At 39.9% G+C, this 20,804-nt stretch carries 20 protein-coding genes; 18 read left to right on the top strand and 2 right to left on the bottom strand.

Annotated elements, in window-relative coordinates; genetic code table 11:
* Genes pknB through spoVM form a run of 5 tightly spaced genes read left to right on the top strand, consistent with a single transcriptional unit; the run spans nt 1 to nt 4,320 of the window.
* On the top strand, nt 1–1,980 hold the full coding sequence (gene pknB, locus ACIQXI_RS11975; protein WP_402924920.1) for a Stk1 family PASTA domain-containing Ser/Thr kinase: 1,980 nt from the start codon (nt 1–3) through the stop codon (nt 1,978–1,980).
* Nucleotides 1,981–1,991: 11 nt separating this feature from the next.
* Nucleotides 1,992–2,876, top strand: a complete 885-nt coding sequence (rsgA, locus tag ACIQXI_RS11970; RefSeq protein WP_402924917.1) for a ribosome small subunit-dependent GTPase A — start codon at nt 1,992–1,994, stop codon at nt 2,874–2,876.
* A gap of 2 nt (nt 2,877–2,878) precedes the next feature.
* Nucleotides 2,879–3,547: a ribulose-phosphate 3-epimerase gene (rpe, locus tag ACIQXI_RS11965; RefSeq protein WP_402924915.1), complete on the top strand. Its 669-nt coding sequence runs from the start codon at nt 2,879–2,881 to the stop codon at nt 3,545–3,547.
* The gene (locus ACIQXI_RS11960; protein WP_402924913.1) at nt 3,544–4,197 is read left to right on the top strand and encodes a thiamine diphosphokinase; all 654 of its coding nucleotides are present in this window, start codon (nt 3,544–3,546) and stop codon (nt 4,195–4,197) included. The genes rpe and ACIQXI_RS11960 overlap by 4 nt, the downstream gene beginning before the upstream one ends.
* Nucleotides 4,198–4,215: 18 nt before the next feature.
* Nucleotides 4,216–4,320 (top strand): stage V sporulation protein SpoVM, encoded by a 105-nt coding sequence (spoVM, locus tag ACIQXI_RS11955; RefSeq protein ID WP_401020558.1) that lies wholly within the window; start codon nt 4,216–4,218, stop codon nt 4,318–4,320.
* A gap of 118 nt (nt 4,321–4,438) precedes the next feature.
* Here the strand turns inward: spoVM and rpmB are convergent, their stop codons facing one another.
* Together rpmB and ACIQXI_RS11945 are read right to left on the bottom strand one after the other, a co-directional pair.
* Entirely contained in the window at nt 4,439–4,627 is a 189-nt protein-coding gene (gene rpmB / locus ACIQXI_RS11950) for a 50S ribosomal protein L28 (protein WP_173477799.1), read from the bottom strand.
* A 209-nt stretch (nt 4,628–4,836) separates the two neighbouring features.
* Nucleotides 4,837–5,577, bottom strand: coding sequence for an IclR family transcriptional regulator (locus ACIQXI_RS11945; RefSeq protein ID WP_402924911.1), 741 nt, complete (start codon nt 5,575–5,577; stop codon nt 4,837–4,839).
* Nucleotides 5,578–5,789: 212 nt separating this feature from the next.
* Here ACIQXI_RS11945 and ACIQXI_RS11940 point away from each other — a divergent pair, with 212 nt between their 5' ends.
* From ACIQXI_RS11940 to fabG, 13 genes are all read left to right on the top strand, one after another.
* Complete coding sequence (locus tag ACIQXI_RS11940; RefSeq protein WP_402924909.1) at nt 5,790–6,662, top strand: dimethylarginine dimethylaminohydrolase family protein; 873 nt, start codon at nt 5,790–5,792, stop codon at nt 6,660–6,662.
* Between the two features lie 18 nt (nt 6,663–6,680).
* The gene (locus tag ACIQXI_RS11935; protein WP_402924907.1) at nt 6,681–7,442 is read left to right on the top strand and encodes a dimethylarginine dimethylaminohydrolase family protein; all 762 of its coding nucleotides are present in this window, start codon (nt 6,681–6,683) and stop codon (nt 7,440–7,442) included.
* 157 nt (nt 7,443–7,599) lie between these two features.
* The gene (locus ACIQXI_RS11930; protein WP_402925757.1) at nt 7,600–8,970 is read left to right on the top strand and encodes an amino acid permease; all 1,371 of its coding nucleotides are present in this window, start codon (nt 7,600–7,602) and stop codon (nt 8,968–8,970) included.
* A gap of 55 nt (nt 8,971–9,025) precedes the next feature.
* Nucleotides 9,026–10,630, top strand: coding sequence for a M20/M25/M40 family metallo-hydrolase (locus ACIQXI_RS11925; protein WP_402924904.1), 1,605 nt, complete (start codon nt 9,026–9,028; stop codon nt 10,628–10,630).
* 460 nt (nt 10,631–11,090) lie between these two features.
* Nucleotides 11,091–11,453 carry an Asp23/Gls24 family envelope stress response protein gene (locus ACIQXI_RS11920; protein WP_402924901.1) on the top strand — a complete coding sequence of 121 codons (363 nt, stop codon included), beginning with the start codon at nt 11,091–11,093 and terminating at the stop codon, nt 11,451–11,453.
* An 18-nt stretch (nt 11,454–11,471) separates the two neighbouring features.
* On the top strand, nt 11,472–13,121 hold the full coding sequence (locus tag ACIQXI_RS11915) for a DAK2 domain-containing protein (RefSeq protein ID WP_402924898.1): 1,650 nt from the start codon (nt 11,472–11,474) through the stop codon (nt 13,119–13,121).
* A 351-nt stretch (nt 13,122–13,472) separates the two neighbouring features.
* A complete protein-coding gene (gene sdaAB / locus ACIQXI_RS11910) occupies nt 13,473–14,135 on the top strand; it encodes an L-serine ammonia-lyase, iron-sulfur-dependent subunit beta (protein WP_402924895.1) in 663 nt (220 codons plus the stop codon).
* A 13-nt stretch (nt 14,136–14,148) separates the two neighbouring features.
* Nucleotides 14,149–15,069 carry an L-serine ammonia-lyase, iron-sulfur-dependent, subunit alpha gene (gene sdaAA, locus ACIQXI_RS11905; RefSeq protein ID WP_402924893.1) on the top strand — a complete coding sequence of 307 codons (921 nt, stop codon included), beginning with the start codon at nt 14,149–14,151 and terminating at the stop codon, nt 15,067–15,069.
* A 269-nt stretch (nt 15,070–15,338) separates the two neighbouring features.
* On the top strand, nt 15,339–17,384 hold the full coding sequence (gene recG / locus ACIQXI_RS11900) for an ATP-dependent DNA helicase RecG (RefSeq protein WP_402924890.1): 2,046 nt from the start codon (nt 15,339–15,341) through the stop codon (nt 17,382–17,384).
* 120 nt (nt 17,385–17,504) lie between these two features.
* Complete coding sequence (fapR, locus tag ACIQXI_RS11895; protein ID WP_402924887.1) at nt 17,505–18,077, top strand: transcription factor FapR; 573 nt, start codon at nt 17,505–17,507, stop codon at nt 18,075–18,077.
* 2 nt (nt 18,078–18,079) lie between these two features.
* On the top strand, nt 18,080–19,072 hold the full coding sequence (plsX, locus tag ACIQXI_RS11890) for a phosphate acyltransferase PlsX (protein WP_402924885.1): 993 nt from the start codon (nt 18,080–18,082) through the stop codon (nt 19,070–19,072).
* 19 nt (nt 19,073–19,091) lie between these two features.
* Nucleotides 19,092–20,045, top strand: coding sequence for an ACP S-malonyltransferase (fabD, locus tag ACIQXI_RS11885; RefSeq protein ID WP_402924882.1), 954 nt, complete (start codon nt 19,092–19,094; stop codon nt 20,043–20,045).
* On the top strand, nt 20,038–20,784 hold the full coding sequence (fabG, locus tag ACIQXI_RS11880; RefSeq protein ID WP_402924880.1) for a 3-oxoacyl-[acyl-carrier-protein] reductase: 747 nt from the start codon (nt 20,038–20,040) through the stop codon (nt 20,782–20,784). Before fabD ends, fabG begins: the two co-directional genes overlap by 8 nt.
* Nucleotides 20,785–20,804: the final 20 nt, after the last annotated feature.

The raw sequence follows: 20,804 nt of genomic DNA, 5'->3' as shown, positions 1-20,804 counted from the left end.
ATGCTTGTAGGAAGACGAATTAGTGACCGCTATAAAATTATAGAACTCATTGGTGGCGGAGGCATGTCCAATGTATACTTGGCGCATGATATGATCTTAAATAGGGACGTAGCAATAAAAATATTGCGCTATGATTTTACCAATGAGGAGGAATTACATCGACGTTTTCAACGTGAGGCACTGTCAGTTACAAGCCTTACACACCCGAATATTGTGAGTATATATGATGTAGGTGATGATGGAGATCTGCATTATATTGTGATGGAATATGTTCAAGGAAAGACGTTAAAGCAGTACATACAAGAATTTGCACCAATTTCTCCTGCGAGAAGTGTGCATATTATGAAGCAATTAACGTCAGCTATAGCTAATGCCCATGACAATCATATTATTCACCGTGACATTAAACCGCAAAATATTTTAATGGATGCGGATGGTAATGTGAAAATCACGGATTTTGGCATTGCGATGACGCTTAGTGCTACATCGTTTACCCAAACAAACTCTGTGCTTGGCACTGTCCATTACTTATCACCAGAACAAGCGCGTGGTGGAACAGCAACAAATAAATCAGATATTTATGCACTAGGCATTGTGTTATATGAATTATTAACAGGGGAGTTACCGTTTTCGGGTGAATCAGCGGTTTCAATCGCACTGAAGCATTTGCAATCAGAGACACCATCTGTTCGAGCATTTGACGGAACAATTCCGCAAAGTTTAGAAAATGTAGTGCTAAAGGCAACTGCTAAAGATGCATCTCATCGTTATGCTACTGTAGAAGAAATGCAAGAAGACTTAGATACGGTATTATCTTCCGCGCGTATTAATGAACCGAAGTTTACGATTCCAATCGATAACGATGCGACGAGAGCTATTCCGATTATCAAGGAACAGCAGATACGCCAAGAAGAGGATTTAACGCAAACAAGGGCCATGGAACCAATCGTACAGTCAAAAGTGGAAGCGAAGGCGAAGGCGAAGAAACCTGAAAAGCCGGCCCCGGTTAAAAAACAAAAGAAAAAATGGCCGATAGTGGCAGCCCTCGTGGTAATCCTGATTGCCATATTCTTATTTATTTTATTTGCAGCCGATGTATTTAGTCCGAAAAAAATCGCGGTGCCGGATGTCACGAATTTAACCGTTGAAGAGGCTACGACAAAATTGCAAGAAGCGGGCTTTGTAGTGGCAGAACAACAGGAGGAGCGCAATTCTGAGGATGTTGAAGAGGGTAAAGTAATTGAGACCGACCCAGCAAAAGATGCCAAGCGTGTCAAAGGCACTGAAATAGAGTTAATTGTCAGCCTTGGTCTAGAAAAGATTAAAATCGATGACTACACGGGGCAACAAATTAATCAAGTTGAAGCTTTGTTAAAAGATAAGTTGTTAATTGAAAAAAATTATGTGCATTCTAATCAGCCTGAAGGTCAAATTATTGAGCAAGATCCAGCACAAGGAACAGAAGTCGTTGCCAAAGATGCAACGATTACGTTTACAATAAGTCAAGGCGTAAAAATGATTACTGTCGATAGTGTTACGAATTACACAAAAGCGCAAATGGATGATTATGTAAAAAGAGTGGGGCTGAAATGGCGTACTGTTCGCGAAGAGTTTAATGAGACCGTTCCCGCAGGTAGTGTTATTTCGCAAACGCCAAAGCCAGGTACTAGCTTAATGGAAGGCGATACAATAGCTGTTGTTTTAAGTAAAGGACCTGCTGAAAAGCCTGTAAAAACATTTGTTAAAAATGTTTTAATTCCATATGAACCGAAAGAAGAAGGCGCTGAACAAGTAATACGCATTGAAATTCAAGATAAAGATCATACAATGGTGAAAACTTTTGATGAATTTACGATTACGAGTGACCAACAATACAAAATACAACTTGTCATTGTAGAAGGTGAAGAAGCGGCTTATAAAATTATCCGTGATTCGGAAATTATTGAGTCAAAAAGCTTTAGCTATGATGACGTCAAATAAGGGGGAATTGGATGGCGCAAGGCCAAATTCGTAAAGCATTAAGTGGCTATTATTATGTTTATAATGGCGAAGAGCTCATACAATGTCGAGGACGTGGGGTATTCCGCAATCGCGGAGAATCTCCACTTGTCGGCGATTTTGTTGAGTATACACTTGAAACAGAAGGCTCAGATGGTACGATTCAAAAAATACTGGATCGTCAAAATGAATTAGTGCGACCGCCGATTGCCAATATCGATCAAGGCATTTTAGTGTTCTCAGTAAAAGAGCCAAACTTTAATACGATTTTATTGGATCGTTTCTTAGTCGTTCTAGAGTCATTTCATGTACACCCAATCATCTGTCTCACAAAGATGGATTTAGTGGATGACAATGAGCGTGATGAATTACAGAGCTATATAGAAGATTATGAAAACATGGGCTATACAGTGCTTCAAACTTATAAGGGTGAGGAAGAGTTAGTAGAACGTCTCCAGCCAATATTAAAGAACAAAACATCGGTACTTGCTGGACAATCCGGTGTTGGGAAATCAACACTACTTAATACGTTAATTCCCGATTTAAATTTAAAAACAGGCATTATTTCGCAGAGTTTAGGACGAGGCAAGCATACGACTCGTCATGTTGAGTTAATCGAAGTATGTGACGGTTTATTGGCGGATACGCCAGGATTTAGCTCATTTGATTTTGATGAAATTGAAAAAGAAGAGCTAGGTGCATGTTTCCCAGAGATTTCACGAATTGCTGAGGACTGTAAATTTAGAGCCTGCTTGCATTTAAAGGAACCTAAATGTGCAGTAAAGGCAGCGGTGGAAACTGGAGAAATTCGTGAGTACCGCTACAAGCATTACGAACAATTTATGCAAGAAATTATGGATCGAAAGCCGAGGTATTAATTATGATACAAATAGCACCATCAATTTTAGCAGCAAACTTTGCAAAACTAGGAGAAGAAGTAAAAGACGTAGAACGAGCAGGTGCAAAGCTTATTCATATCGATGTGATGGACGGTCATTTTGTACCGAATATTTCATTTGGCTCCATTGTTTTAGATGCCATTCGTCCTTTAACTGATTTACCGTTAGATGTTCATTTAATGATTGAAAATCCAGATCAATATATCGAACAATTTGCTAAAGCAGGAGCGGACTATATTACGGTCCATGTTGAAGCTTGTCGTCATCTACACCGCACAATTCAATTGATTCGTTCATATGGTGTGAAGCCAGGGGTTGTGTTAAATCCGCATACACCGATTGAATCGATTCAACACATTTTAGAAGATATTGATATGGTGTTATTTATGACAGTGAATCCTGGATTTGGTGGTCAAAAGTTCATTCATTCGGTTGTACCAAAAATTGAAGCGTTATCAACAATTATTAAAGAGCGTAACTTAGACGTTGCGATTGAAATTGATGGTGGCATTAATGTGGAAACGATTGTTCCATGTGCACAAGCAGGAGCAACTATTTTTGTAGCGGGCTCAGCGATTTACAGCAAAGAAGACCGCACAGCGGCACTACAAGAGATTTTAGCTGCTGGTGAGGCTGCGATCAAAGCATGACCACGGTTATCGTTTGTGCGGGCGGTCCAAAACAGGAGCTATGCTCCTTTGAGCCGTATAAAAAGCGAGATGACGTTCTCTTTATCGGTGCGGACCGTGGAGCACTGTATTTAATTGAGCGAGGCATTATACCGGACGCCATCGTTGGCGACTTTGATTCCTTAACAAAAGAAGAATATCAATTTGTTATGACGCATACTCAAGATGCACAGCGTTTCCAAGAAGAAAAGAACGAAACGGATACAGACTTAGCGCTGTTAAAGGCGTTAAGCTATTCACCTAGTGATATTGTGTTAACAGGTGTCACAGGAGGTCGCTTAGATCACTATGAAGCTGCTGTTCGGTCGATATACCGTTTACAGATCGAGTATCCTCAAGTTGTCTTGAAAATTATTAATCATGCAAATATGTTGCAGTTTTTGGTGCCAGGCACGCACACAATTCAAGCAGATGAGCGCTATCGCTATTTGTCCTTCTTTGCACATGAGCAACCAATTCAAGGGGTTACATTAAGACATGTTAAATATGAAACGACAAACGAAGAAATCTCGTTAGGCTCATCACGTTTTACAAGTAATGAAATAATAGGCACTTTAGGGTCTATATCTTTTACGCAAGGCATATGTTTAATGATAAGAAGCATAGATTAGCGTAAGGGGGAGAGAGTCCTGAAAGTATATACGTTCCAATTGCCCAAAGTTGTTAGTAGTATTACGCGTACGTGTATTAACCTATTTAAAAAAGACAAGAAAGAAGCGAAAAAATCCGACTGAGGCCAGTCGGATTTTTTCTGTTTAAAGCTATATAAAGGCGGTTGGTAGTTTGCCTTACATAATGAAAGAAAAAAATCGATTTACGCTAGATGCGAAATCGATTTTTTAGAAGCGGCTATTAAACGCGCTCGATTTTACCTGATTTTAAAGCACGAGTAGAAACCCATACACGTTTTGGTTTACCGTTAACTAGGATACGAACTTTTTGAAGGTTAGCGCCCCAAGTACGTTTGTTAGCGTTCATAGCGTGGGAACGGTTGTTACCAGTACGAGCTTTACGTCCAGTGATTACACATTGTTTTGGCATGTTGTATTCCCTCCTTACAGTTGATGCTGAAAGATTATTATTTCAGTTCGGTATTTCACATACCATAATAATTTAACATACGAAGTCTTTCAGTGCAACAGTTTTCACATAACCTTTCAAGAAAAAAACCTTTACAGACAAAAAACTGCTATGAAAAAAACACTGTACAATGGTACTAGATTCATTGAGCAGTGTTTTTTTAGTATAAACTACCTGCCACGGTAGCCCAGCTTTGTAGAAACGCGTTTCCCTGTTTCGACTAGCTGCTGTGTAAGGAAATTGATATGTTCGTCGCTGACGTTAAAGCTGACAAAGCCTATACTAACGGCACCGATAATGTCGCCAAAGCCATTAAAAATAGCAACCGCAACGGAGGAAGTTCCTGCTGTGCGCTCACCGTGACTAATCGCATACCCTTGTGCACGTATTTGTTCTAACTGTGCTTCCAAATCAGCCATTTCCTCAACTGGAACGAGTTGATTCATGATTTCCTTCGCTTGTACAGTCGGTATAGAGGCTAACAATGCTTTATTGGCTGCGCCGATATGCATTGGAATGCGAATACCTAGTTGATCGTAAATACGAATAGGATTTGCTGCACTATCAATTCTTTCGATAATAATTGTATCTAAACCTGCGGGCTTGCTTAAGTAAACACTTTCCTCAACTTCTCTTGCTAGCCGCTCTAATTCTGGTCTAATTTTGCTAATGTAGTCCATCGTATCATACACTTGTAACCCTAATTCCATCCATATTGTGCCGAGACGATAGTGTTTCGTTTGTTCATCTTGTTCAATCATTCCTTGTGCAATCATCGCTTTTAGAATTCTATGTAATGTACTCAGTGGTAAATCGCATTTGGTGGATAGCTCTGAAATAGACAAACTGCCTTCCGTTGCTTGTGAAGCTAACACTTTGGCAATTGTCATTGCTCGTTCTAATAATTGCATAGTTGTCCCACCTCCTTATATCTTATTTTATTTTTATTCTTTGTGTACGTCTAGTTTCTTCATAGATGTGTGTGAAAAGAAATTACTTTCAAAAATAGAATAATAAAATTTTTCTAAATATATTGACAGTATAACATAAAACACATATATTTTTTATATAAACTTTCCTCTTAACGGAAACGTTTTCCACTACACGGAAAAGGGGTGAAGGTATGCATTATTGTTCATCCATGTATGCACCTTTAAAACACGTAATTGTCAAACATCCAAAAGAAGCTTTTATTAGTCAAGAGCATCTTACAGATGAATGGAAAACTTACAACTATTTATCAGAACCAAATTATAATGAGGCGCTGACAGAGTATGCTGAATTTATAGCAATTCTTGAGAAGTATGTTGAAAAAATTGACTATTTGCCAGTGTCTAATGACGTAGGGTTAGATTCGCTTTACGCGCACGATCCTGTGAAATTCACACCACACGGTGCAATTATATTGAAATCTGGCAAGAAATTAAGACAACCTGAAGCGAATGTTTACAAAGAATTTTTACAGAGCAAAGACATTGCTATTATTGGGGAATTATCAGGCGATGCTGTTTCAGATGGTGGGGATATTGTTTGGCTTGATGACCGTACACTTGCTGTTGGTCGTGGATATCGCACAAATGATGAAGCAATTCGTCAAATCAAAGAAATGACTGCGGATGTCGTAGATGAATTTATCGTTGTACAACTCCCGCATGACTTAGGTGAAGCAGAATGCTTACACTTAATGTCCTTTATTAGTATGGTGGACAAGGATTTAGCAGTAGTACATTCTCGTTTAATGCCGGTATTTTTACGACAACTGCTTATCGAGCGTGGCATTCAGTTAGTTGAAGTACCGAAAGATGAATATGACACTTTAGGCTGTAATGTCTTGGCGCTAGCGCCGAGAGTGTGCGTCATCCCGGAAGGTAACCCTGTTACAAAACAGCAGTTATTAGATGCAGGCGCAACAGTTTATGAATATAAAGGTGAAGAAATTACAGTAAAAGGAACAGGTGGACCAACATGTCTAACTTGTCCAGTAATCAGAGGATAAAAAAGGAGACGATATACTATGTTTAAAAATGTCATTGTCAAAAATCCAGGGAACAGTTTTGTAAACGGTTTAACAACAAGTGATCTAGGAAAACCTATTTTAGAAAAATTATTCCAACAACATGAACAATATGTAGAGGCTTTAAAAAAATGTGGCGTAGAAGTGACACAACTTGCAGCAGATGAAGCTTTCCCAGATGCTACTTTTGTAGAAGATACTGCTGTGCTAACTTCTGAATTTGCTATTATTACAAACCCAGGGGCAGAAGCGCGTAATCGTGAAATTGAAGATATCGAGCCGGCGGTTAAAAAATTCTATGACAAACTATATTACATCGAAGCACCTGGTACACTTGATGGCGGTGATGTTTTACAAGCTGAAAAGAAATTTTATGTAGGTATTTCAGATCGTACAAATGAAGAAGGTGCTCGTCAATTTAAAGAAATCGTTGAAAAAGAAGGCTATGAAGCTACGATCATTCCATTAAAAGAGTTCTTCCATTTAAAAACGGGTATCGCATACGTTGGACAAAATCGCATGGTCGTTGCTGGAGAGTTTATCGAGCATCCTGCATTTGATTCTTACGAAAAAATTATTATTCCACAAGAAGATGAGTATTCAGCAAACTGCATCCAAGTAAATGATTATATCATTATTCCAGCAGGCTACCCTGAAACAAATCGCAAACTAAATGACTTAGGTTATCAAACAATCGAACTTGATATGTCTGAATTTAGAAAGCATGACGGCGGCTTAAGCTGTTTATCACTACGCTTTTAATTAAATGAAATATGCCCAATCAATTTGTAGGGAGAAAATTGATTGGGTGTTTTAGTCCTTTAAATATCTGAATAATCAATATTTTGACAACTTATGGAAATGGGGAAACACTTTGAGCAAAGGGGAACAACAGCATAATAATGTATTGAAACGCTCTATGAAGAGTCGACATTTATTAATGCTATCACTTGGTGGTGTGATTGGGACAGGATTATTTTTAAATGTAGGTTATACAATCAATCAAGCCGGCCCAGGTGGAGCGTTAATTGGCTATTTGTTTGGTGGCTTTATTTTATATATGGTTATGAACTGCCTTGGTGAATTAGCAGTGTATATGCCTGTAACAGGTTCTTTCCAGACGTATGCTACAAGATTTATAAGCCCATCTGCAGGATTTTCCTTAGGGTGGATGTACTTTGTTGGTTCTGCTGCCACCGCAGGAGTAGAGTTCACCGCAGCAGGCATTATAATGCAGCAATGGTTCCCGAATGTGCCGATTTGGATATGGTGTGCTGTCTTCATGGTGCTTTTGTTTACATTAAATGCCTTAACAACAAAAGGCTTTGCAGAGGCAGAGTTTTGGTTTGCGAGCATTAAAGTAGTTGCCGTCATTGCCTTTATACTGATTGGTGCGGCTGCAATATTTGGGTGGATTCCTTTGGCGGATCGTCCGACTCCGCACTTAACGAATTTAGCGCCGTCAGGATTATTCCCTGCAGGGATTGCCGTTATTTTTGTGACGATGATGAATGTTATTTTCTCTTATCAAGGTTCTGAGTTAGTAGGTATTGCGGCAGGTGAGACAGAAAATCCAGAAAAGAACATTCCAAGAGCAATACGAACAATCTTATTTCGCATTATCGTGTTCTATATTGCGTCGATTATTGTACTTTCTGCAATTTTCCCATCATCGGAACTGGGTCTTCTTGAAAGTCCTTTCGTCACATTGATGAAAATTGCGGGTGTTCCGTATGCAGCGGGTATTATGAACTTCGTTATTTTAACTGCCATATTATCTGTTGGTAACTCATGTCTGTATGCGTCAACACGTTTACTATGGTCAATGTCAAAAGAAGGAATGGCTCCAAAATATTTTGGGCGTTTAACTAAAAATAAAGTGCCATTAAATGCGCTAATATTTACAATGTTATTTTCACTACTGTCTTTGTTAACTAGTGTGATGGAAGCAGATACGGTGTTTGTATTGCTTATGTCGATTGCAGGAATTGCGGTGACGATCTCTTGGATGGGTATCGCAATGTCACAACTAATGTTCCGCTACCGCTATGTTAAAGGCGGCGGCAAGGTGGCAGACTTAAAGTTTAAAACGCCACTATACCCGTTAATTCCACTATTTTGCATTATCTTTTGTATTATCATTCTTGTGTTTTTAGCATTCGATCCAACACAACGAATTGGACTGTTATACGGCATAGGATTCTTTGTAGCCTGTATGCTGTTTTATAAAGTGAAATTAAGTAAAGTAACTACAGTTTCCTCTGAAAAAGAGGAGTCACTAAATTCATAATGAAATGCTCCTAGTTTAGGAATAGCATTTATATCGACTAAAGGAGATTTTGAATATGAACAATTATTTTTGGAATACACCGGAGAAACTTCGTGCGCTATTATGTGAGATTGTAAGCTGGGAGAGCCGAACGTTAACACCGGGTGAAAATGAATTTGCCTATAAGTTAAGAAATAAGTTGCAAACGCTTACTTATTTTCAGGACAATGCTACCCATATCGAATTGCATGATGCGGGGCTAGGGCGCCATGCGGTAACAGCATTGTATAAGCATCCGACGGCAACAGAAACAATCGTGCTTATTAGTCACTTTGATACCGTTCATACAGAGGAATATGGAGAACTTGAGCCACTTTCTTGTCGTCCTGAAGAATTAACGAGCAAGCTGATGGAACCTAAATATAAAAAAGACTTACCAGAGGCGGCTAGAATTGATTTAGAATCGGGTAATTACTTGTTTGGTCGCGGCACAATGGATATGAAGATGGGCCTTGCATTGCATATGCAGTTGATTGAAAAAGCGAGTATCGAACAATGGCCAATTAATCTTATTTTAACAGCAGTACCAGATGAAGAAGTAAACTCTGCAGGTATGCGTGCAGCAGTAGTTGAGTTAGTAAGACTGCGTGAACAATATGGTTTAACGTATAAGTTATTTTTAAATAGTGAGCCTTCTTTCTCACAAGGACCTTCTGATATTAATGAATATATTTATTCGGGTACAATTGGAAAAATTATGCCTGCTGCTTTGTTTTATGGCAAAGAGACCCATGTCGGTGAGCCATTAAAAGGCATGACAGCCAATTATATTGCATCTTATATGACCCAACATATGGAGTGGAATCCTGTATTTAGAGAAACGGATTTAGGTGAAAGTACGCCATTACCGGTATCGCTACAATTAAAAGATTTGAAAATGGAATATTCCACACAAACACCCTATCGCGCAGCTGCACTTTACAATGTATTTTTGTTGAAGCGCACAGCGACAGAGGTCATGGAAATTTTTGAGCAAGTGGCATTAGAGGCGATGGCGGCGTGTAATACGCAATATAAACAAATTTGCGAACGTGAAAAAGTTCAGGGTGTCGGGGAAGTAAGAGTACTACGCTACGAAACAGTATTGGCGCATGCTATTCAAAAACTGGGCGCCGAGGAAGTGCAACATATTAAGAAACAAGTACTTGAAAATACATTATGGGATGATCGTGAGAAGTCGATTCGTATTGTCGACCAATTGATGATTCGTTGTCAGGAGCTAACACCAGCAACAGTGTTGTTATATGCACCGCCATATTATCCTGCTATTAATTCATCCGAACATCCATTAGTAAAGCAATCTATCGAGCTAATGAAAAACACAGCGAAAACGTTTGATATTGACGTCGAACAAATTCATTATTTTAACGGCATTTGTGATTTAAGCTACGTTAATTACACTGACGACTCCAATGGTTGGACTGCTTTTGAACGTAACACACCGGTTTATGGTGATACGTATAGTATTCCATTTGAAGCAATGTCCGAATTACAAGGTCCAGTATTAAACGTTGGTCCATTCGGCAAAGACGCCCACCAAAAGACAGAACGTTTACATGTGGATAGTGCCTTCAAGGAAATGCCTGTGATGATTGAAACGCTCATTAAAAGCTTAATGTAAAAGCACGGTGCCTGGCACTCACACAATTTTCTAATGACCAAGTAAAAATCTACGTAGACGCCTGTTCACATATTAGAACATGGGCAAGCCATCCGTGGTGACAATGGTGGGCACTGGAAGCAAAGGGGATTTATCCGATTTAGGAGCCGATAATAGCCTAGGATCCTAAGTGAAGTGCCTGGCACTCAAACAATTTATACATGAAGCTGATGTTTATAACATCAGCTTTTTTATGTTTGTAATAAATAAAAGAGGCAATAGGTTTTGACAGTATAACTTCAGGCAAAGCTATGACAAAGTTGATTAACAATTGTTCGCAACAAATAGTGTGAACAGTGAAGATTGGCGTGAAACGCTAAAAACGTTGACACAAGGCGCTTTCAAGGCAACTTAGGTTGCTTAATGTATACCCTAAGTGGTACAATATAATTTAGTCAAAAAGAGCCAAGGGGGCATTTCTATGTCAATAGAATTAAATAACGAATTCGGCCAAATTGATATTTCAACAGATGTACTTGCACAAATTGCTGGTGGCGCTGCTATAGAATGCTACGGTATTGTTGGCATGGCATCTAAACATCAAATTCGTGATGGTCTGACTGATATTTTACGTAAAGAAAACTTTGCAAAAGGTGTTGTAATTCGACAACAAGACGAAGATTTACATATTGATATGTACATTATTGTTAGTTACGGGACTAAAATTTCGGAAGTTGCTTATCAAGTGCAATCGAAAGTGAAATATACAGTAGATAAAACATTAGGTATGAGCGTAAATTCTGTCAATATCTTTGTGCAGGGCGTTCGTGTAGCGAATGAGTAAGAGGAGGAACAAAATCGAATGCGGTCTTTAGACGGATTAAAATTTGCTGAAATGGTGCAAATGGGTGCTCATCACCTATTCCAAAATGCAAATTATGTAGATTCTTTAAATGTATTCCCAGTACCTGATGGAGATACAGGGACAAACATGAACTTATCGATGACATCTGGTGCCAAAGAAACAGAACTACATGCATCAGAACATATTGGAAAAACAGCACAAGCTTTATCAAAAGGTTTACTAATGGGAGCTCGTGGGAATTCGGGTGTTATCTTATCACAACTTTTCCGCGGCTTTGGGAAATTTGTGGAGAAAGATGCATCAATTGATGCTAAAGCTTTTGCTGGTGCTTTCCAAGCGGGTGTAGACACAGCTTATAAGGCAGTGATGAAACCAGTTGAAGGAACAATCCTGACTGTTGCACGTGAAGCGGCAAAAAAAGGTGTTGAAGTGGCTGAAAGTGAAACCGATATCATTGCGGTGATGGAAGCTTTTACTGCTGAAGCAAAGGCTTCGCTACAACGTACACCTGATCTTTTACCAGTGTTAAAAGAAGTTGGTGTCGTGGACAGTGGTGGCCAAGGCTTGTTATTTGTTTATGAAGGATTTTTAGCTTCCTTAAAAGGCGAGCCATTACCGAAGAAAAATGATGCAACGTTAGACGATTTGATCAATGCAGAACATCACAGAGCGCAAGATTTCATGAATACTGCTGACATTGAATTTGGCTATTGTACGGAAATCATGGTTCGTTTAGAAGACGATAAAGAGCCATTTAGTGAGGAACAATTCCGTAATGAATTAAACCCATTAGGTGATTCTTTACTTGTTATTTCAGATGAAGAAATTGCTAAAGTGCATATTCATTCGGAGCAACCAGGTGCCGTTTTAGCAATGGGGCAAAAATACGGTAGCTTGATTAAAATCAAAGTAGATAATATGCGTGAGCAACATTCAGCTATTGTTGGTGAAGACCATAAAGCGTCGGCTCCTGTGAAGAAAGTTGAAAAGCACCCATATGCCATTGTCACTATTGCGATGGGTGAAGGCGTAGCTGAATTACTTCGTTCAATTGGCGCTTCTTATGTAATTGAAGGCGGTCAAACGATGAATCCTTCAACAGAAGATATTGTAAAAGCTGTTCAGGAAATTGGTGCAGAAAAAGTCCTTATTTTACCGAACAACAAAAATATTGTAATGGCAGCGGAACAGGCTGTTGAGCTGTTGGACATTGAAGCAGCAGTTGTTGCGACAAAAACGATTCCTCAAGGGATGGCAGCCATTCTATCGTTTAATCCAGAAGCAACGGTTGAAGCAAACCAAGCAACGATGACCGAAGCGTTTAGTCATGTGAAAACAGGTCAAGTAACTTATGCGGTGCGAGATACATCTATTGATGGCGTAGAAATCCATAAAGATGATTTTATGGCACTTGCTGAGGGGAAAATTGTGTTATCTACACCAGCATTAAAAGATGCTGCTGAAAAGGTCATTACAGATTTAGTAGATGAAGATGCTGAAATTGTAACGGTTATTTATGGTGAAGATACGTCTGAAGAAAATGCCGCTGCACTAATCCGATTTATCGAAGAGAATTACCCAGATGTAGAAGTGGAGTTATTTAACGGTAAACAAGGATTATATCCATATATTATTTCAGTAGAGTAATATGTGATAAATGCGTAAAAGGCTAGGCAAAGCAGTGCACAAGTTGTGTACTGCTTTTGTTTATGGTAAAAGGAATATGGCATGTGAAAACATAGAGGACATGAACAAAGTAGATAGTTTTATGTATTTCTTCAGTGGACAGTTGTTTTGAAAATACTGGAATACCAACATGTTGGGAAGTTTGTATTTATAGAATGGACAATAAAGAAATAATATAAATTCATTATAAATTATTGCCGTTTTTAATTTTCTGAAAGTTGATAAAGTAGTGCTTTACTTTTATAGTAACTATCAAGCATGATATAACTAATTGTAAAAATTATTATACGAAAAGAATAGAGGGGTGCTTGTATGAAGTTTACATCAGTTTTTGATATTATTGGACCTGTAATGATTGGTCCTTCCTCTTCTCATACAGCAGGTGCAGCACGTATTGGACGCGTCGCAAGAGATTTGTTTGGCAGACAACCAAAATGGGTGAAAATTCATTTATACGGCTCATTTGCTGAAACTTACAGAGGACATGGGACAGATGTAGCCATCATCGGTGGTTTACTAGATTTTGATACATTTGATGAGCGAATTAAAACGGCCTTTGAACATGCGGAAAAAGCCGGATTGGAATATGAGTTTATTCCTGAAACAGCGAATACGGAGCATCCAAACACAGCAAGATTAGTGTTCGGAGATGATGAAGGTGAAATGTCGATTGTAGGTATTTCAATTGGTGGCGGAAAAATTGAAGTTAGTGAGGTCAATGGCTTCAAACTTCGTTTAACAGGTGGGATGCCAGCCATTCTTGTTGTGCACGATGATCGCGCAGGCTGTATAGCAAATGTTGCGAATTGCCTAGCGATGCATAATGTTAATATTGGCCACATGGAAGTTTCACGAATAGAACGTGGTTTAACGGCATTAATGGTTATCGAAATTGATCAAAATATTGAGGATAAAGTACTTCAACAAATTTCATTAATACCACATATTACGAAAGTGTCGAAAATTAATAATTAAGGAGGTGTCTCGTATGGAAGTGTTATTTCATAATGTACGTGAGCTTGTAGAACGAGCAGAGCGAGAAGGAAAATTAATTTCAGAATTAATGATTGAGCAGGAAATGTTAATAAGTGGGCGAACACGTGAAGAGATTTTGCAGCAAATGGACCAAAACTTAACGGTTATGGAGGAAGCGGTTGAACGAGGCTTAAAAGGTGTACAATCTGTAACGGGTTTAACTGGTGGTGACGCAGTACTAATTCAGAATTATATTGCTCAAGGAAAATCATTATCAGGTGATTTATTATTAGATGCCGTAAGTAAGGCGGTTGCGACAAATGAAGTGAACGCTGCGATGGGCACAATTTGTGCAACACCTACTGCTGGATCAGCCGGTGTTGTACCGGGTACTTTATTTGCTGTGAAAAATAAGCTGAATCCAACGCGTGAACAAATGATTCGTTATTTATTTACTTCAGGAGCATTTGGCTTTGTTGTAGCAAATAATGCTTCCATTTCAGGTGCAGCTGGTGGCTGTCAGGCAGAAGTTGGTTCAGCAGCGGGTATGGCTGCAGCAGCAATCGTCGAGATGGCAGGTGGAACGCCACAGCAATGTTCAGAAGCATTTGCCATTACATTGAAAAATATGCTTGGTCTTGTATGTGATCCGGTAGCGGGTTTAGTAGAGGTGCCTTGTGTTAAGCGTAATGCAATGGGTGCGGCCAATTCACTTGTTGCAGCAGATATGGCATTAGCGGGTGTAACAAGTCGTATCCCGTGTGATGAAGTGATTGGGGCAATGTACCGCATTGGTCAGTCCATGAGTCCGAATTTAAAAGAAACAGCACGCGGTGGCTTAGCGGCAACGCCAACAGGTAAAGCAATTAGTAACGCAATCCTGAATAATGGGGACTTACAAAGTATACTAAAAGCAGGAATTACAATAGAGTAAATTGTAAAAGTGTTAGATTGACTGCAATCAATCTAACGCTTTTTTGTTATGTCATTGCAAACGGCTACAGCGGGGATCGGAAAGCTTAGTGGCGATAGGGCCCGACTAAGTGAAATTTGAAAGTTACTGTGTCGACACGAAAGAAAAGATTTATGATACAGTTAAAAAGAGAACAGATGTATCTATGAATAACAATAAACAATGGACATAGAAGGGAGGTAGGCTCTTGTGATTTGTGACCTAACAAACCTCAAGAGCTGTTGTGACAGGTGACTGAATTAACCAGTCCTGTCTCCGAATTAAAAGGAGTCGGGAAAGAAACTGCGGCACATTTAGAAACATTAGGTATTGAGACAATCAATGATTTTTTATGGACTTTCCCCCATCGCCACGAAGATTTCCGTTTGAAGGATTTAGCGCAAACACCACATAATGAGCGCGTTACCGTTGAATGTAAAGTAGAACGTGAACCGACAGTGTTATTTTTGGGGCGCAATAAATCTCGCTTACAGGTGACGGTACTCGCTGGACGTCATTTGGTGAAAGTTGTGTTTTTTAATCAAAACTATTTAAAACAAAAACTTGTACCAGGTTCCATTGTAACGGTAACGGGGAAATGGGATAAAGGTAGACAAGTAATTAATGGTACGACCGTATCATTTGGCCCGAAAATAGATCAAGTGGACTTTGAGCCTGTGTATAGTTTGAAAGGTTTGATTCCGCAAAAACGTTTTCGTAAGTATATGCGACAAGTGTTGGATGATTTCGGGGCAACGTTACCTGACGCTATTCCGCAGCATTTGCAGGCAGCTTACAAACTCGTTTCCGTCCGTGATGGTTTGGAGGGTATTCATTTCCCGCAAGACGCAGAGCATGCTAAACAAGCGAGAAGGCGTTTTGCTTATGAGGAATTATTAAATTTTCAATTACGCATTCAAGCGTTGCGCAAAATACGTAAGGATAATGAGCGCGGTACAGTGATCCAATTTGACTTGTCAAAAGTACGTGCGTTCATTGCCTCATTACCTTACGAATTAACAGGTGCACAAAAAAGAGTTGTCAATGAGATTTGCAAGGATTTAAAAGAACCACATCGAATGAATCGTTTGTTGCAAGGGGATGTTGGTTCAGGTAAAACAGTGGTTGCCGCAATTTGTTTATATGCGGCTGTCACTGCTGGATACCAAGGAGCGTTAATGGCACCGACGGAGATTTTAGCTGAACAACATGCAGAAAACTTAGTTGCTTGGTTTGAACCGTTTGGTGTGCGTGTCGCATTGTTATCGGGCTCAACGAAAACGAAGGAGCGCAGACTATTACTAGCTGCGCTTGCTAATGGTGAAATTGATATTATCATAGGGACGCATGCCCTGATCCAACCGGATGTACAGTTCAAAAAACTGGGTTTTGTTATTACCGACGAACAACATCGTTTTGGTGTGGAGCAACGAAGAATATTACGCGATAAAGGTGAAAATCCTGATGTGCTCTTTATGACGGCTACACCGATTCCGAGAACTCTGTCGATTACAGCATTTGGCGAAATGGATGTCTCAATAATTGATGAAATGCCAGCGGGGCGGAAAGAAATTGAAACGCATTGGATGAAAAAAGAACAACTTGGTTCTGTGCTGTCCAAATTAGAGCTAGAGCTACAAGCGGGGAGACAAGCATATGCTATTTGTCCCTTAATTGAGGAGTCTGATAAACTGGACGTTCAAAATGCAGTGGAAATTTATGAACAGCTTGCCTCGCATTTTGCCGGCCGTTTTAAAGTGGGGTTAATGCACGGTCGCCTACCAGCGGATGAAAAAGATGCCGTCATGCGCGATTTTAGTGAAGGTGAGATACAAGTATTAGTATCGACGACAGTTGTTGAAGTCGGCGTAAATGTGCCGAATGCAACATTTATGGTTGTCTACGATGCAGAACGTTTTGGTTTAGCGCAGCTACATCAGCTGCGAGGTCGTGTTGGACGTGGGGAGCATCAATCTTACTGTGTGTTAATTGCTGATCCAAAGTCTGATGAAGGGAAAGAGCGCATGCAGTCTATGACTGAAACGAATGATGGTTTCCGCCTTGCTGAAAAAGATTTGGAATTGCGTGGACCTGGTGATTTCTTTGGCCGCAAGCAAAGTGGATTACCTGAGTTTAAAGTTGCGGATTTAGTACATGACTATCGGACGCTTGAAACAGCAAGAAAAGATGCAACGGACATGATTGAAACCGACGCATTTTGGCATGATGAGACGTATCGTTATTTGCGTGAGATGCTAGAACAGTCTGGTGTGCTACAAGGTGATCGCTTTGACTAACTAAACCCTAACGAATGCAAAGACTTGTTTTTGAAAACAAGTCTTGCATTCTTTTTTTATACTCTATATACTGATATTAGTACCAAGTGCTAATAACAACTCAAAAGGTGGCGAATGACGTTGAGACGAACGAAAAAAGAGCGACAGCGATTATTATCTGAAACGATTGCGGAAAATCCATTCGTCACAGATGAACAATTAGCGTCTGAGTTTCAGGTAAGTGTACAAACAATCCGTTTAGACCGTATGGAATTAGCAATTCCAGAATTACGTGAACGAATTAAAGATGTGGCTTCAAAAACTTATGAGAATGAAGTGAAATCCTTACCGATTGATGAAGTAATCGGTGAAATTATTGATATAGAATTGGATAATCGTGCATTATCTATTTTTGATGTAAAAGAAGAACATGTTTTTCAGCGCAATGGTATCGCACGTGGACATCATTTATTTGCACAGGCGAACTCATTAGCGGTAGCGGTTATTGATGATGAGCTGGCCTTAACAGTGCACTCCAATATTACATTTGTGAAACCTGTAAGGGCCGGAAATCGTGTTATTACGAAGGCGGTTGTTGTCGGTCGAGATGATGAACGCCAACGCACAAAAGTAGAAATTGTATCTACTGTCAATGGTGAAACAGTTTTAGTTGGTGAATTTGATATGTACCGCACGAAAGGTAAAGGTGAATAATTATGAAATTAGCACTTGATGGAATGGGTGGCGACAATGCACCAAAATCAGTAGTGGAAGGTGCATTATTAGCATTAGAGCAAATTCCAAACTTGGAAATTCAATTATATGGTCAGCAAGAAAAGCTTGACCCATTTTTAAAAATGCACGATCGCTTAACTGTTATCCATTGTGAAGAAGTGGTCGAAGGTACTGATGATCCGGCACGTGCTGTTCGCCGTAAAAAAGATTCTTCGATGGCAAAAATGATGGATGCGGTAGAACAAGGGACGGCTGATGCCTGTCTTTCAGCCGGCAATACTGGCGCACTAATGGCGGGTGGCTTGTTTAAAGTAGGGCGTATAGAAGGAATTGCTCGACCTGCTTTAGCGACGACATTACCGACCCTTGATGGCAATGGCTTTTTAATGCTCGACTTAGGGGCGAATGCGGATGCAAGACCTGAGCATTTATTGCAATATGCAATTATGGGTAATATTTACGCTAAAAAAGTAGGCGGTTTACAACAGCCGCGTATTGGACTTTTAAATATCGGCACAGAAGATAAAAAAGGCAATGACTTAACAAAGGCTGCCTTTGACTTACTAAAAGAGGCGGACTTGAATTTTGTTGGCAATGTTGAGGCGCGTGATTTACTGGATGGCGTTGCAGATGTGGTTGTAACAGATGGATTTACCGGCAATATGGTACTGAAATCTATCGAAGGAACAGCTGGTGCATTGTTTTCAATGTTAAAAGAGGCCTTTATGTCTTCTACCAAAACGAAAATTTCAGCAATGCTGATGAAAAATAATTTACGTGACTTAAAAAATAAAATGGACTATACAGAGTATGGCGGAGCAGGTTTGTTTGGCTTACAAGCACCTGTTATTAAAGCGCATGGATCATCTAACTCCAAAGCTATCTTTAGTGCGATCCGTCAGGCTAATACAATGGTGGAGCATACAGTGATATCCACGATTACAGATACAGTACGTCACTTAGAAATTGACTAACAAAGGGGATTAATAAGAAATGACGAAAATTGCATTTATTTTTCCGGGCCAGGGCTCACAAGCAGTTGGCATGGGGCAAGAATTTGTAAATAATTCACAAGAGAGTAAAGCCTTCTATGAAAGTGCTGACAAGACGCTTGGTTTTGATTTATCTAAACTTATGTTAGAAGGTCCTGCTGAAGAGTTAACGCTAACTTATCATGCGCAACCAGCATTATTAACAACGGGCGTTATGGTTGCTGAAAAATTACGTGCTGCAGGCATTACGCCAAACTATGCAGCTGGTCACTCACTTGGTGAATATGGTGCACTAGTGATCGCAGGCGTATTATCGTTTGAAGATGCTGTGGCAATTGTTCATAAACGTGGTTTATTTATGAATGAAGCGGTGCCAGCAGGGCAAGGTGCAATGGCTGCTATACTTGGTATGGAGTTAGATGCATTACATGCCGTAACTGCACAAGTAACGGCAGATGGGGATGCGGTGCAAGTTGCCAACGTTAACTGCCCAGGGCAAATCGTTATTTCGGGCACAAAAGCAGGCGTTGACAAGGCTTCTGTAGCTGCCAAAGAAGCGGGTGCAAAACGTGCCATTCCATTAGTAGTAAGCGGGCCTTTCCATTCAGAATTAATGCGACCTTCGTCGGCTCAATTACAGGCAGCATTAGCAGATATTACTTTATCAACACCGCAAATTCCGGTTATTGGTAATGTTAATGCGCAAGAATTGCCAGATGTACCAGCTATCCAACAAGAGCTAGTAGAACAAGTATATAGCGCTGTACAATGGGAAGCATCTGTGCGCGAAATGATTGCGCAAGGCGTCGACGTATTTATCGAGTGTGGTCCTGGCAAAGTGCTAAGTGGCTTAGTGAAAAAAATAGATCGTTCAGTTGCAACGTATTGTGTATATGATGAAGCTTCACTAGAAGCAGTATTAGAAGCGTCGAAGGAGTGGTCAATCAATGCGTAAATTAGAAGGTAAAGTAGCAGTTGTAACAGGAGCTTCGCGAGGAATCGGCCGTGCCATTGCATTAAAGCTTGCAGAGGAAGGCGCAAAGGTTATTGTCAACTATAGCGGCTCACAGGCAAAAGCAGAGGAAGTCGTTGCTGCTATTCAAGCAAATGGTGGCGAAGCACTGGCTGTACAAGCAAGTGTCTCAAAAACAGAAGAAGTTTCAGCATTAATGGATGCGGCAGTTAAAACATTTGGCTCACTTGATATTTTAGTTAATAATGCAGGTATTACACGCGATAATTTATTAATGCGCATGAAAGAAGACGAATGGGACGATGTGCTTGATACAAACTTAAAAGGTGTATTCCTTTGTACAAAAGCTGTTACACGTCAAATGATGAAGCAACGTGCAGGACGTATCATCAACATTTCATCAATCGTTGGTGTAGCGGGCAATGCTGGGCAAGCTAACTATGTCGCAGCAAAAGCGGGCGTCATTGGCTTAACTAAAACGACTGCAAAGGAACTTGCATCACGTAATATTTTAGTGAATGCCATAGCACCAGGCTTTATTGAAACAGAAATGACAGAACAGCTTCCAGAAGATATTAAACAAGGTATGCTTACGCAAATTCCGCTTGCTAAACTTGGGCAACCTGAGGATATTGCGAAAGCAGTTGCGTTTTTAGCTTCTGATGATGCAAACTATATGACTGGCCAAACGCTACATATTGACGGCGGCATGGTGATGTAATATTATGCTATAGCATAAAT

Origin of the sequence: Lysinibacillus sp. NPDC097195 (assembly GCF_044762075.1) — a bacterium.
GTDB lineage: Bacteria > Bacillota > Bacilli > Bacillales_A > Planococcaceae > Lysinibacillus.
Note: the sequence above shows the minus strand (reverse complement) of the source record. Positions and strands in the feature narration are given on the sequence as shown.